Origin of the sequence: Microbacterium sp. bgisy203 (assembly GCF_965345155.1) — a bacterium.
Lineage (GTDB): Bacteria > Actinomycetota > Actinomycetes > Actinomycetales > Microbacteriaceae > Microbacterium.
Window position 1 is genome coordinate 263,791 of record NZ_CBDRLZ010000001.1, and the last position, 13,115, is coordinate 276,905.

The 13,115-nt window shown below is 70.7% G+C and carries 15 protein-coding genes; 2 read left to right on the forward strand and 13 right to left on the reverse strand.

Annotated features, from left to right (window positions below; genetic code table 11):
• Positions 1 to 25: 25 nt before the first annotated feature.
• Positions 26 to 970 carry a tetratricopeptide repeat protein gene (locus tag ACRVYW_RS01240; protein WP_431800911.1) on the reverse strand — a complete coding sequence of 315 codons (945 nt, stop codon included), beginning with the start codon at positions 968 to 970 and terminating at the stop codon, positions 26 to 28.
• Complete coding sequence (locus ACRVYW_RS01245; RefSeq protein WP_431800913.1) at positions 970 to 2,745, reverse strand: glycosyl transferase; 1,776 nt, start codon at positions 2,743 to 2,745, stop codon at positions 970 to 972. The genes ACRVYW_RS01240 and ACRVYW_RS01245 overlap by 1 nt, the downstream gene beginning before the upstream one ends.
• Before the next feature lie 190 nt (positions 2,746 to 2,935).
• On the opposite strand from ACRVYW_RS01245, the gene ACRVYW_RS01250 reads away from it, so the two are divergent.
• Positions 2,936 to 4,015, forward strand: coding sequence for an AI-2E family transporter (locus ACRVYW_RS01250; RefSeq protein WP_431800915.1), 1,080 nt, complete (start codon positions 2,936 to 2,938; stop codon positions 4,013 to 4,015).
• On the opposite strand, the gene ACRVYW_RS01255 is transcribed toward ACRVYW_RS01250, so the two are convergent.
• The 9 genes from ACRVYW_RS01255 to rpsB form a co-directional block, all read right to left on the reverse strand.
• Positions 4,000 to 4,764 (reverse strand): alpha/beta hydrolase, encoded by a 765-nt coding sequence (locus ACRVYW_RS01255; protein WP_431800917.1) that lies wholly within the window; start codon positions 4,762 to 4,764, stop codon positions 4,000 to 4,002. The genes ACRVYW_RS01250 and ACRVYW_RS01255 overlap by 16 nt on opposite strands.
• Position 4,765: 1 nt before the next feature.
• The gene (locus ACRVYW_RS01260) at positions 4,766 to 5,047 is read right to left on the reverse strand and encodes a hypothetical protein (protein WP_431800918.1); all 282 of its coding nucleotides are present in this window, start codon (positions 5,045 to 5,047) and stop codon (positions 4,766 to 4,768) included.
• A gap of 4 nt (positions 5,048 to 5,051) precedes the next feature.
• Entirely contained in the window at positions 5,052 to 5,780 is a 729-nt protein-coding gene (locus tag ACRVYW_RS01265) for a lytic transglycosylase domain-containing protein (protein WP_431800920.1), read from the reverse strand.
• Positions 5,781 to 5,810: 30 nt separating this feature from the next.
• Positions 5,811 to 6,380, reverse strand: a complete 570-nt coding sequence (locus ACRVYW_RS01270; protein ID WP_431800922.1) for a DivIVA domain-containing protein — start codon at positions 6,378 to 6,380, stop codon at positions 5,811 to 5,813.
• 12 nt (positions 6,381 to 6,392) lie between these two features.
• Complete coding sequence (locus ACRVYW_RS01275) at positions 6,393 to 7,409, reverse strand: phosphatidate cytidylyltransferase (protein WP_431800924.1); 1,017 nt, start codon at positions 7,407 to 7,409, stop codon at positions 6,393 to 6,395.
• A 3-nt stretch (positions 7,410 to 7,412) separates the two neighbouring features.
• Positions 7,413 to 7,967, reverse strand: coding sequence for a ribosome recycling factor (gene frr, locus ACRVYW_RS01280; protein WP_431800926.1), 555 nt, complete (start codon positions 7,965 to 7,967; stop codon positions 7,413 to 7,415).
• 94 nt (positions 7,968 to 8,061) lie between these two features.
• Positions 8,062 to 8,781: a UMP kinase gene (gene pyrH / locus ACRVYW_RS01285; protein ID WP_431800928.1), complete on the reverse strand. Its 720-nt coding sequence runs from the start codon at positions 8,779 to 8,781 to the stop codon at positions 8,062 to 8,064.
• Between the two features lie 90 nt (positions 8,782 to 8,871).
• Positions 8,872 to 9,699, reverse strand: a complete 828-nt coding sequence (gene tsf / locus ACRVYW_RS01290) for a translation elongation factor Ts (protein ID WP_431800930.1) — start codon at positions 9,697 to 9,699, stop codon at positions 8,872 to 8,874.
• A 124-nt stretch (positions 9,700 to 9,823) separates the two neighbouring features.
• Positions 9,824 to 10,705: a 30S ribosomal protein S2 gene (gene rpsB, locus ACRVYW_RS01295; RefSeq protein ID WP_431800932.1), complete on the reverse strand. Its 882-nt coding sequence runs from the start codon at positions 10,703 to 10,705 to the stop codon at positions 9,824 to 9,826.
• A 318-nt stretch (positions 10,706 to 11,023) separates the two neighbouring features.
• Here rpsB and ACRVYW_RS01300 point away from each other — a divergent pair, with 318 nt between their 5' ends.
• The gene (locus tag ACRVYW_RS01300; RefSeq protein ID WP_431800934.1) at positions 11,024 to 11,584 is read left to right on the forward strand and encodes a murein hydrolase activator EnvC family protein; all 561 of its coding nucleotides are present in this window, start codon (positions 11,024 to 11,026) and stop codon (positions 11,582 to 11,584) included.
• A gap of 20 nt (positions 11,585 to 11,604) precedes the next feature.
• On the opposite strand, the gene ACRVYW_RS01305 is transcribed toward ACRVYW_RS01300, so the two are convergent.
• Together ACRVYW_RS01305 and ACRVYW_RS01310 are read right to left on the reverse strand one after the other, a co-directional pair.
• On the reverse strand, positions 11,605 to 12,021 hold the full coding sequence (locus tag ACRVYW_RS01305; protein WP_431800936.1) for a DUF3060 domain-containing protein: 417 nt from the start codon (positions 12,019 to 12,021) through the stop codon (positions 11,605 to 11,607).
• 173 nt (positions 12,022 to 12,194) lie between these two features.
• A complete protein-coding gene (locus tag ACRVYW_RS01310) occupies positions 12,195 to 13,094 on the reverse strand; it encodes a tyrosine-type recombinase/integrase (RefSeq protein WP_431800938.1) in 900 nt (299 codons plus the stop codon).
• Positions 13,095 to 13,115: the final 21 nt, after the last annotated feature.

Here is a 13,115-nt window from a genome sequence, read left to right on the forward strand (position 1 = left end):
CGCAACCAGCTTTTCACCTCACGGGTCAGAACAGGAGGCTCGCGAGGCGTCCGCGCGCGCGGATCACGCGTGCGTCGGTGTCACCGACGAGGCCGAACAGCTCGAGAAGGCGCTCGCGCACGACCTGACGCTCGTCATCGGGCAGCGCGGCGAAGAGGTCGAGCAACCGGCCGAACGCGTCGTCGACGTGCCCGCCGGCGAGGTCCAGGTCGGCGACCGCGAACTGGGCCTCCGGGTCGAGCGGAGCCGCCGCCGCGGCATCCCGCGCCTGCTGCAGGTCGAGGTGCCGCACGCGGTCGAGGAGTTTCACCTGGCCGAGTCCGGCGCGTGCCTCATCATCCCGCGGGTTCTCGGCGAGGGCCGCCTCGTACGCGGTGACGGCGCGAGCGTAGTCACCCGCCTCGATCGCGTCGTACGCCTCCTGGTGCAGCGGCGGAAGGGCGGGCTCCTCGGGCTCGGGAGCCTCGCCGTCGGCACCGCCGGTGGGCACGGTCCCCGTGACCCCCTGCTGGGCGGCGAGCTGCAGAAGCTGCCCGAACACCTCGCGCACCTGCTGCTCGGGCACCGCACCGGTGAACAGCGGCACCGGCTGGCCGGCGACGAGCGCGACGACCATCGGGATCGACTGGGCACGGAAGCCCTGCGCCAGCTGCGGATTGGCGTCGACGTCGACCTTCGCGAGCACGAGGCGCCCCTGCAGCTCGACGATGACCTTCTCGAGGACGGGGCTCAGCGTCTTGCACGGTCCGCACCAATCGGCCCACAGGTCGACGACGACCGGGACCGTCTTCGACAGCTCCAAGACCTGGCCGAAGTTGGCGTCGGTGGCATCGAAGACGAGCGAGGGCGCAGCTCCCGAGCCTTCGGCCGCGGCAGTCGACCCAGAGGCGACGGGCGCGGACGCGCGCTGACGGAGGGCGGACAGGTCGACGGCGCCGCGGAGGACAGCACCCGGACGGGGATCGCTCATCAGCCGACCACCTTTGCGTTGAGAATGTCGGACGAGAACCCGAGCAGGCGGATGCGCTCCTTGGAGCTCTTGCTCGGCACGAAGAAGTACAGCTGGTTGTCGTAGGTCGTCTCGAAGCCGGATGCCGACTGCGTGACCCCCGCCAGCGTCTGGACGACCGGGTTGCCGTCGACCTTGATCACCGCATCGGTGTTGGTGGGCGTGACCGTGTCGAGGTCCTCGACCGCGACCGCGACGATCGCGCCGGAGTCCAGCGTCGCGAGCGCGATGGGCTCGGGGGAACCCGGTCGAGCGGAGAAGGCGAGCGAGCCCGTCTGGGCTCCCGTCTCGTTGAAGGATGCCAGACGGCTCGCCCGGTTGTCGGCGAGAGAGGTCTGGAACGCGTCGTCGTCGGCGTCGAACAGGCTCGCGAACTCGCTGTCCGCACCCTTGTCCAGGACGTCGGCGTACGCCGCTGCCAGGTTCTCCGGGGCGATCGCGAGGAAGGGCGAGTCGGTCGGGATCGAGATCGCACCGACGTAGGTCGGAGCGAGCTTCAGGTCGATGTCCGACGTCACGGCGGCATAGTAGGTCAGCTTGTAGGGCGCCCAGGCATCCTGCTGCGTCATGCTCATGACGACCGACCCGCCCCCGTCGCCTTCCGCCGGCGCGACGGCGAAGAAGGTGCGCGGCCACTCGTCGTTCGCTTCGGGCAGCGTCACCTCGAGGGATCCGGTCGGCACGGCGGGCAGCGCCTTCTGCTCCGGGATCGCGGCGCGCAGGCGGTAGTTCGTCTCCCGCACGGCGAGGGCGGCACCGTCCAGCCGGTTGGCCGCCGCCGCGGCATCCTTCGCTTCGTCCGCCGCTGCGACGTCGTCGGCGATGCGCGAGACGATCCGCGCCGCCTGCGTCTCGGTGACGACCGGGGTCTCCTGATCGTCGGGGGCGACGACCGTGGTCGAGGCGGTCGGACTCGGAGTCCCGGCGAGATCGGGCCACGCGTCGGCGGTGCATCCCGTGAACAGCAGTGCAGACACCCCGAGGGCCGGCACGGCGAGCAGCGCCTTCTTGCCGCCGCCGAGGCGTCGACGGGGCGGTGAGGCCGTGATCACGCCCTTCTCATCGTCCCGCTCGGAGATGTCGATCGGCTCGGTGACCGGAACCGGGACGCCTTTGCGACGCGGTCCTCGCGAGCGCCGCGCGTGCCGCACGCCGAGGGCGTAGAGCACGATACCGACGAGGAGCAGAAGCGCACCCGCCACGATGAGCGGCCCCGCCCACGGCGTCGTGCTGTGCACGGGCCAGGTGATCGTGAGCGCGCCCGGTGCCGGCTGGATTCCGTCGGACGCGATCAGCACGCTCATGTCCGCGGGGAGCTGGAGCGGCCGGATCAGGACGTCCTCGCTCGTGAACTGATCGAGCCACAAGTCGGACGTCTGCGGTGTGATCGCGCTCTCGCCGTCGGCGAGGGGCACGGATGCCGCGATCGACTGCGACGAGACGGCGTCACCGTCCATGCTCACCGCCGTGTAGTCGGCCTTCGTCAACCAGGCCTTCAGATCGGCCGTCCGCCCGTAGGCGGCGAAGATGTCGCCGTCGCTCTGCACACGGAGCGTCTGCGCGCCGTCGTGGCTCGCGAGGACGCCGCCGTCGAGGAGGACGTACGGCGCATCGCCAGCCACATCGATGGCCTGGCTCTGCGACGTCGGCCCCTCGAAGACCGTCCGCTGCGCGATTCCGGCGCCGATCAGGAGTGCGGCCAACACGAACGCGGCCACGGCCCAGACGAAACGCACGATTCCCCTCCCTGCGCGCCGGGGCGATCTCCCGTACGCATACGACGTTCCAGACTAGCGACAACGACCTGTGCGTGGCGTGGGAGGCGCCACTTCCCGCGCGTCCCCCCGCAGGATGCCTGCACATGCGTATCCTGACAACCACGGTCCCGTCGCTGCTCGACAGCGCTCGTCACTTCCGGAGGCAGGCGTGAAGCTGCAGCATCCTTTCCGCACGGCGCTCATCGCGACGCTCGGCGTCGGCGTCGGCATCCTCATCATCTCGAGTGTTCAGTCGCTGTCGACGATCCTCCTGTACGTCGGGACGGCGCTCTTCCTGGCGCTCGGCCTCGACCCGGCGGTGTCGTGGCTCGAGCGGCGCGGGCTGCCGCGTTGGGCCGCCCTCCTGATCACGTTCGCGGTCGTCCTCGCCGTCTTCGCCGCCATCATCCTCATCGTGATCCCCGTGCTCGTGCAGCAGATCGCGCAGCTGGTCACCGAGATCCAGAAGCTCGTCCAGTCCGCCGTCGCCGGCGACTGGAATCCCGTCCAAGCCGCCGGCGATTGGCTCCACGGTCTGTTCCCGGCCCTCGACGTCGACGCGGTGTTCACCTACATCGAGAACTGGTACAAGTCGCTCGACCTCGGCGAGATCGGCGGCGCGGCGACGGCTGCGATCATCAACCTCGGCGCCGGGATCGTGGCAGGCTTCACCGGCGCGATCATCGTGCTGATCCTCACGATCTACTTCACGGCGTCGACCCCGAACCTGAAGCTCGCCGTCGCGCAGCTCGTACCGGCATCCAAGCGGGCCCGCTTCGTCGACCTCGCCGACCAGATCACCGCGTCCGTCGGCTACTACGTCATGGGGCAGGTGACGCTCGGCGTCATCAACGGTGTGCTGAGCGCGATCTTCCTGACGATCATCAAAGCCCCGTTCCCCGCCGTCCTCGCCGTGATCGCGTTCTTCTTCTCGCTGATCCCGCTGGTCGGTACCCTGACGGGTTCGACGATCATCGTGCTCGTCTGTCTCATCCCGGGACTCGGCTCGTCGGCGACGGCGCTTGCGGCGCTCATCTACTACGCGATCTACATGCAGGTCGAGGCGTACATCGTCTCGCCGCGCATCATGAACCGCGCCGTGTCGGTGCCCGGCGCTGTCGTCGTGATCGCCGCCCTCGCCGGCGGCTCGCTGCTCGGTCTTCTCGGCGCGCTCGTCGCGATCCCCGTCGCGGCGAGCATCCTGATCATCTACCGCCAGGTGATCGTGCCCCGTCAGAACGAACGCTGACCGGGCCCGCCACGGTTGGGCGGCAGGTCACTCGCGGGCTCCTCGTCCCAGTCGGTCGGAAGCGGCAGCGCGTCGGGGTTCACCACCGCGACGATCTCGGTCAGCACCCGCCGGGTCTGGGTCTCCCCCACCCATAGGTGCTTGCCTCCGTCGACGGCGATGATCGTGGCATCGGGCACCGCCGCGAACCGTGCGCGGGCCTCGTCGGGGCGCAGGTAGTCGTCGAACTCGGGTACGACGACGACCATGCGCCGAGGGTCACCGGCCCAGGCGGCCAGCTCGCCGGGCGTCGTCCGGTGAAGCGGCGGCGAGAGCAGGATCACGCCCTCGAAGTCGTGGTCGCGGCCGTACTTGAGGGCGAGCTCGGTGCCGAAGGACCAGCCCACGAGCCAGGGCCTCGGAAGCCCGCGCTCCCGCACGAGGTCCATCGCCGCGGCGACGTCGAACGCCTCGGCGGCGCCGCCGTCGAACGCGCCCTCACTGGTTCCACGCGGCGACGAGGTGCCGCGCGTGTTGAAGCGGAGCACCGCGAGATCGGCGAGGGCGGGAAGTCGGCCGGCGGCCTTGCGGAGGATGTGGGAGTCCATGAACCCACCGGCCGTCGGCAACGGGTGAAGCGTCACGAGGGTGGCGACGGGGTCGACGGATTCGGGAAGCGCGAGCTCGCCCACGAGGGTGAGTCCGTCCAGGGTGTGCAGCTCGATGTCCTCGCGCCGTGCGGGGAGCAGAACCGCTCCGCGGATCTCCATGTCAGCTGATCCTCCAGCAGCTCGTGTGCCAATGCCGGCGCGCGGCCAGATCGGCCTCGTCACCCAGAACGCCGTCTGCGCGCCAGGCCACCAGATGCGCGACGCCGGGGTCGACTGCGCGCCCGCACCCGGGACAGGTGTAGGTCTTCTGCGCCTGCGCGCCGCTGACCGGCTGCACGGTCCAGGTCACACCGCGCCGCACCTCGGTGCGCTTCCACCCGGCGAGGAGGCGATCGAACGAGGTGTCGTCGGGGTCCGGACGACGCCTCCCACGGCGTGGCATGCGGTCAGTACCAGCCCTTGGCCTGCGAGTGCCCCCACGCGCCGCACGGGGTGCCGTAGCGGCCGCTGATGTACCCCAGGCCCCACGCGATCTGAGTAGCCGGGTTCGTCTCCCAGTCGGCGCCCGCAGAGGCCATCTTGTTACCGGGAAGCGCCTGAGGGATGCCGTAGGCACCGCTGCCGGCGTTGTACGCGTTCACGCGCCAGCCGGACTCCTTGCTCCACAGCGCCACGAGGCACGCGAACTCATCGTCGCCCCAGCCGTTGGCCTGCACCATCGAGTAGGCGACCGACTGCGCCGACCCGGGATCGGGATTCACGAACGGCGGCGCCCAGGAGACGCGTTCGCTCGAAGCGCTCTCCCCCGCGACGGTCTCGGTGGGCGTCGGGGTCGGCGTGGGCTTCGGCGCGACGTACACGGTGTAGACCATGCCACCCCGGTCGAGCGCGGCGTCGCCGCCCGTCTCGGCCGAGAAAGCCTGGGCATCGGGCCGCGTGTGCGCGTACAGCGACACGGAGATGGGCTGCGCGGCCTCGGCCTGGGGAGTGACGGCGCTGAGCGGCCCGACATAGGCGGCGCCGAATCCGGCGACCGCGAAGATGGCGAACACGCTCATCACGCCACGGCGCCGCGACCACCGTGCGGGCGGCGCGGCCGCCGGGCGCGCGACGGCGACGGAACGCGGCGAGATCTCGCGTTCGGCCGTCGGATGCAGCTCAGCGTCTGATGTCACAGTTCTGCGAGTCTATCGGGCCGCGGCGGCTCAGACCACCGCGAGCATGACCTTCACGACGGCGTCGAGTACGGCATCCACCTGCGTCTCGCTGTAGCCGCGCCGCTGCATGCGGAAGGCGACGCTGCGCACCTGCTCGACGGTGACGGGCTCCCCCTCCTCGAGGAACCGGGCGATCTTGTCCGCGACGAGGTCGACCTCGTCGATCCGGTAGCCGAAGCGGAGCATCCCCACTCTCCGGAATCGCTTGCCCTCGGGCCGGGTGAGGCGGTCCAGCACCTCCTGCGCGAGCTTGCGCGACTGACCCACCCACGAGCGCGCCCCCGCGCGAGAGAGCGCGTACTCGCGCTCGCGCGCGGCGAACGCGTCCTCGATGCGCCCGAGGGCAGCATCGACCGCCGCGATCTGGTAGCCGCGGCGGACGAGCGGGAACGCCACGGTGCGGACGGCCTCGGCGTCGAGCTCTTCGTCACCCGGCGACGCCTCGAACGCTGCGCGCGCCCGTGCGAGGAAGTCGTCGACGTCCTCCGGGCGGTACCCCTTGCGGCGGCCCGAGGTCCGGGGGAACGGCGTCGCCTCGGTCGTGGTCTCGTCAGTCATGCATCATCCGGATCAGGAGACGGTCAGGGGGAAGAACAGCAGGTACAGCGCGAGCGCGCCCGCGGCGGAGGGCAGCAGCGAATCGAGCCGATCGAGCACGCCGCCGTGCCCGGGGAGCCACGAACTCATGTCCTTGATGCCCAGGTCGCGCTTGATCATCGACTCGCCGAGGTCGCCGACGGTGGCGCACCCCAGGAAGACGAGGCCGCTGATCGCCCCCGCCCACCACGGCAGGTGCAGCACGAACATGCCGTAGAGGATGCCGACGAGAAGCGCGGCGAGGGCGCCTCCGGCAAACCCCTCCCACGTCTTCTTCGGGCTGATGCGCGGGGCCATCGGGTGCGAGCCGAACGCGAGTCCGCTCGCGTAGGCGCCCGTGTCGACCGCCACGACGGCGATGATCATGCCGAGCACCCACAGCTGGCCCTGCTCGCGGCTCAGCACGACGAGAGCGAGCGACGCGAGGAAGGGCACGTAGATCGGCACGAAGCCCGACACGAGCACGTCGGAGAGCACGTCGTCGGCGCGCCGACCGTCGGAAGCGACCATCTGCGCCAGAAGACGCCAGATCAGGATGAACGCGACACCCGCGAACACCAGCACCCAGAGGGTCCACCCGTCGAGGAAGGATGCGGCGAGCATGATGACCGCACCGGCGCCCAGCTGCGGGGCGATGTCGATGCGCCGACCGGACGTCTGCAGGGCGCGCGCGAACTCGAACACGCCGAGCAGACACACCGCGATCGCGAAGATCATGAAGCCCCACGGCAGGAACAGGAGCATCGCCAGGACGCCGCCGCCGACCACGAGACCGATCGCGATCGCCATCAGCAGGTTGCGACCGGTGCGCTCGTTGATCCGGTCGTTCACCTGCTCGAAGTCGGCGCGCGCGCGATCGATCTGGTGCTCGAACTCGCTGCGCGCGGCCCGCACGTGGTCGTGGAAGGCCGACGCGTTCTCCGCCGCCCGCCGCGCTGCCGCGCGCGAGTGCGGCGCATCCGTGGGTGGTTCGCCGGAGGGGTCGGTCATCGCTCAGACCTCGAGGAGCTCTGCCTCTTTGCGTTTGAGCGCCTCGTCGATCTCGTCGACGTGCGAGCGCGTGATCGCGTCGAGCTCCTTCTCCGCACGCACGAGCTCGTCTTCGCCGACCTCGCTCTTGAGCGCATCGAGCTCGTCCTTCGCCTTGCGACGGATGCCGCGCAGGTGCACCTTCGCGTCTTCGCCCTTGCTGCGCACGAGCTTGACGTACTCCTTGCGGCGCTCCGCCGTGAGCTCGGGCATGGTCACGCGCACGATGTTGCCGTCGTTCGTGGGGTTCACGCCGAGGTTCGGGATGTCGCGGATCGCCTGCTCGATCGCCTTCAGCGCCGACTTGTCGTACGGCGTGACGACGAGGCTGCGCGCTTCGGGAGTGTTGAGCGAGGCGAGCTGCGCGAGCGGCGTCGGGGTGCCGTAGTAGTCCACCAGGACCTTCTGGAAGAGCGCGGGGTTCGCGCGCCCCGTGCGCACGGTGGCGAAGTCGTCCTTCGCGGCTTCGACGGCGCGGTCCATGCGCCCGGACGTGTCTGCCAGAGTCTCGGCGATCACGGTCACTCCATTCGTTGTTGCGTCAGTTCACGATTCTAGTGCGGGCCGCTCGCCGCGCCGGGGAGGCGGGGGGCAGCGGCACCGCGGCGGCCTCTCAGACGGAGACCAGCGTCCCGATCGGCTCGCCCAGCAGTGCGCGCGTGACGTTCCCCTCGGGTTCCATGCCGAACACGCGCATGTCGATGCCGTTGTCCATGCAGAGGCTGAACGCCGTCGAGTCGACGACCTTGAGGCCGCGCTGCAAGGCATCCTGATAAGTGATGGTGTCGATCTTGGTGGCCGAGGCATCCTTCTTCGGGTCGGCCGTGTAGACCCCGTCGACGCCGTTCTTCGCGACGAGCACCTCGTCGGCGCCGATCTCGAGCGCGCGCTGCGCGGCGACAGTGTCGGTCGAGAAGTACGGGAGCCCGGCACCGGCGCCGAAGATCACGACGCGGCCCTTCTCCATGTGCCGCTCCGCACGGCGTGGGATGTAAGGTTCGGCCACCTGGGTCATCGAGATCGCCGACTGCACGCGGGTCGCCGCCCCCGCCTGCTCGAGGAAGTCCTGCAGGGCGAGCGCGTTCATGACGGTTCCGAGCATGCCCATGTAGTCGGCTCGTCCCCGGTCCATACCGCGCTGGCTGAGCTCCGCTCCGCGGAAGAAGTTGCCGCCGCCGACGACGATCGCCACTTCCACGCGGTCGACCGCGGCCGCGATCTCGCGGGCGATCTGGCCGACCACATCCGGGTTCACGCCGAGTTGACCACCCCCGAACGCTTCGCCGGACAGCTTCAGCAGGACGCGGCGGCGTCCGGTGTTCTCATCGATCACGGAGGGTCCTCTCGTCGGGATGCAGACTATCGAAAAGCAGGCACGGAAAAGGGGTCCGCATCCGGTGAGAATGCGGACCCCCTCGCGCTGTTACGCGCCGACCTTGAAACGGGCGAAGTCCTCGAGCGTGATGCCCGCGTCGCTCGCGACCTTGGCGACGGACACCTTGTTGTCCTTCGCGTAGTCCTGGTCGAGCAGGGCGACCTGCTTGAAGAACGCGTTGACACGGCCCTCGACGATCTTCGGCAGGGCGGCCTCGGGCTTGCCCTCGTTGCGCGAGATCTCGGTGACGATCTGACGCTCCTTCTCGACCTCGTCCTCAGGGACCTCTTCGCGGGCGAGGTAGGTCGGGTTCGCGAACGAGATGTGCTGCGCGATCGAGCGCGCGGTCTCGGCGTCGTCACCGACGTAGGCGAGCACCACGCCGACCTGCGGGGGCAGGTCCTTGCTGGTCTTGTGCAGGTACACCTCGAACTTGTCGCCCGAGAGCGTGCGCACACGACGGAGCTCGACCTTCTCGCCGATGATCGCGGCCTCGTCAGAGATGAGCTCGGCGACCGTCTGCGAGCCGGCGGGGGCCGCGAGGGCCTCCTCGACCGAGTTCGCGTCGACGGCCGAGGCGGCCTCGAGGACCTTGTCGGCCAGCGCGATGAAACGCTCGTTCTTCGCGACGAAGTCGGTCTCGGTGTTGAGCTCGATGATGGTGACCTTGTCACCGTGCTCGGCGGCGGCGACGAGGCCCTCGCTGGTCGAGCGGTCGGCGCGCTTGGCGTTGCCCTTGGCGCCCTTCAGGCGCAGGATCTCGACGGCCTTCTCGAGGTCGCCGTCGGCCTCCTCGAGGGCCTTCTTGGTGTCGACCATGCCCGTGCCGAGCTGCTCGCGCAGCGCCTTGATGTCGGCGATCGTGAAGTTTGCCATGAGTGGCGACTCCTCCTGTTGTGGACCCTCGGTCGGATCCGGATGTCGTACGGGGGGTGTGCCGCGGCGGAGCCGGTGCGCGGACGCACGGCTCCGCCGCGGCGACAGGGTGTTGCTCGGTGCCTTACTCGGCGGTGGCGTCCGCCGCGACGGCGGCGGCGTCGCCCTCGGCCTTCGCCTCGGCGCCGGCCTCATCGGCGGCCGACTCGGTCGCGATGGTCTCGACCTCGGCGACGTCGGTGACGACGGGCGCCTCGAGGAGCTCGCGCTCCCAGTCGGCGAGGGGCTCGGCGTCGGCCGACTCGTCGGTCGGCTGGTGGCGCTGGATGAGGCCCTCGGCGGCGGCGTCGGCGATGATGCGGGTGAGCAGGCCCACCGAGCGGATCGCGTCGTCGTTGCCGGGGATCGGGTACTGGAACTCGTCGGGGTCGGCGTTCGTGTCGAGGATGCCGATCACGGGGATGCCCAGCTTCTTGGCCTCGTCGATCGCGAGGTGCTCGCGCTTGGCGTCGACGACCCACAGCGCCGACGGCGTCTTCTGGAGGTTGCGGATGCCGCCGAGCGACTTGTGCAGCTTGTCGAGCTCGCGCTTCTTGAGGAGGAGCTCCTTCTTGGTGAAGCCCGAGTCGGCGGGGTTGTCGAAGTCGAGCTCCTCGAGCTCCTTCATGCGCGCGAGGCGCTTGGAGACGGTCGAGAAGTTCGTGAGGAGACCGCCGAGCCAGCGCTGGTTGACGTAGGGCTGGCCGACGCGGGTGGCCTGCTCGGCGATGACTTCCTGCGCCTGCTTCTTGGTGCCGACGAAGAGGATCGTGCCGCCATGGGCGACCGTCTCGCGGACGTACTCGTACGCCTTGTCGATGTACCCGAGCGACTGCTGCAGGTCGATGATGTGGATGCCGGAGCGCTCCGTGAGGATGAAGCGCTTCACCTTCGGGTTCCACCGGCGGGTCTGGTGCCCGAAGTGGACGCCGCTGTCGAGCAGCTGGCGGATCGTGACGACGGCCATGGCCGTTCTCCTTTGTTCTGGGTTGTTCGCTCGGCCGGTCGGCCGATGCTCCTGGCGCCCGGCGCACACCCGCCCGCCGCCGGAGCGGGGAGACCTCTGGGTGTGGATGCCACGCGGTCGAGTGGAACTCGACCTGCGCTCTGGGCACGCGTAGTCACCTCGACGTGCGAGGTGCTCATCCAGTGTATCAGCACGCGTCCGCCCGAGCGGTCCGGCGGCGGGCTCATCGACTCCTCCCCCGCGTGCTGTTTTCCGGCATCATCCACAGATCGCACGGTGGGCGCCCCGCGGGCGGATCCTGGCCGCGAGAGTGGACGGATGCCCCACACTCACGCCCTCTCCCGCGGCCGGCTCGCAGCCGCCTCTGCGGCGCTTCTCCTCGCGGCATCCCTCGTCGGCGCGCCGAGCGCCGCAGCGACGGCCGCCACCGCCGGCGCGCCTGCCGCCGATCCCCCGGCGCCGCACGTGACACTCGACGACTGGGTGTGGCCGGTCTCGCCGGCGGAGGTGACGGCGGGATTCGCCGCGCCCGCCCACGAGTACAGTCCCGGACACCGTGGCATCGACCTGCGGGCGGCACTCGGGACGGAGATCGCGAGCCCGGCCGCGGGCGTCGTGGCCTTCGCGGGGTCGGTCGCCGGGCGCCCGCTCGTGACGATCGACCACGGCGCGGGTCTGGTCACGACGCTCGAGCCGGTCCGTGCGCTCGTGCCGGTCGGGGCGGCCGTGACGGCGGCTCAGACCGTCGGGACGGTGGATGCCGGCGGGCACACGCCGCCGGGCTCGGCGCACTTCGGCGTGCGCGAGCACGGCGCGTACATCAACCCCATGCTCCTGTTCGGCGAGGTCCCGCGCGCCGTGCTCCTCCCCTGCTGCTGAGGCGCCGCGCGCGCACCGGGTCAGCGCGTCTCGAACCGGTTCCGGTCGCCCGCGTCGTCGATCGCGCCGAGCACCGCGGCCTCGACCTCGTTGTCGTTCCCGGCGACGGCGATGGCGCCGACGGTGCCGTCGAAGTCGAGCTCGTTGCGGTCGCCGCTGATCGCGAGCGATCCGGCACCCTGACCGTCCCACTCGTTCTCGGTGCCCTCGATCGACAGGGCCGAGACCGACACGGCTTCGACGTCGTTCCGGTCGCCCCGGACGACCACCTCGTCGTACGTGGCGGCGCGGAGGGTAACGTCGAGGTCGGTGCCGCTGATCTCGACGCGCGGGCAGGTTCCGGCGAGGGTGAGGTCGAGGTCCGACCCGGTGAGGCGCGCGACACCGCCGACGCACGCGGGGTCGACGTCGGCGGCGTCGCCCGTGACGGTCGGCACGGGGACGGGCGTCGCCGGAGCGGTCGCGGGCGGCTGCGCCGTGAACGCCGGTTCCGCCGCGCCCGTGCAGCCCGCGAGAAGGACCGCGAGAGCACAGGTCCCGATGAAGACATGGGCGATGCGGGGACGGGTGTGACGGGTCGTCCGCCCAGGCTACCGGTGACCGTCGCAGCTCACGCCCGAGGGTGCGCGAGCCGGTAGGCGGCGGTGAGCTTCTCCGCGGAGACGTGGGTGTAGATCTGGGTGGTACCGAGGCTCGCGTGTCCCAGGAGCTCTTGGACACTCCGCAGGTCGGCGCCGCCGTCGAGGAGGTGGGTGGCCGCGGAATGGCGGAGGGCGTGGGGACCCACGGTCTCCGCGCCGATCGCGGGCGCGACCGCGCGCGAGACGATGTCGTAGGCGGCGCGCGTGCCGAGCCTGCCGCCGCGGACGCCGAGGAAGAGGGCGGCGCTCCCCTCCCCACGCGCGACGAGTGCGGGGCGCCCGCGCACGAGGTACGCGTCGAGCGCCGCCGCCGCGGGTGCTCCGTAGGGCACCACGCGCTCTTTCGAACCCTTGCCCACGACGCGGATGGTGTGTCGATTCCGATCGAGGTCGTCGACGTCGGCGCCGCAGAGCTCCGCGACGCGGAGCGCCGCGGCGTAGAGCAGTTCGAGCACGGCGGCGTCGCGGAGCGCGACGGGGTCGCCTTCGCCGGCACGATCGGCAGCGGCCGCGAGCACGCCGTCGAGTGCGGCAGGGGTCGCGACAGCGGGCAGGGAGCGTCCGCGCTTGGGGGCGACAAGGCGCAGGCTCGGGTCGACGGCGAGCACGCCCTCGTCGACGAGCCACGCGAAGAAGCCCCGCGTCGAGGCCGCGCGCCGCGCGATCGTCGCCCGCGCGTCGCCTCGCTCGGTCGCGCGCCACAGCCAGTCACGGAGCATGTCGAGGTCGATGTCGACAACGGGCGGGTCGGCCGTCGCCGCCGCGAGATCGCGCAGATCCGCCCCGTAGGCGCGGACGGTCGCCGGCGACAGGCGCCGCACCCGGGTGAGGTGCTCGCCGTACGCCTCGGCGGCAGCGGCCAGTCTCATCCGTCCAGCATGGCGCGCTCC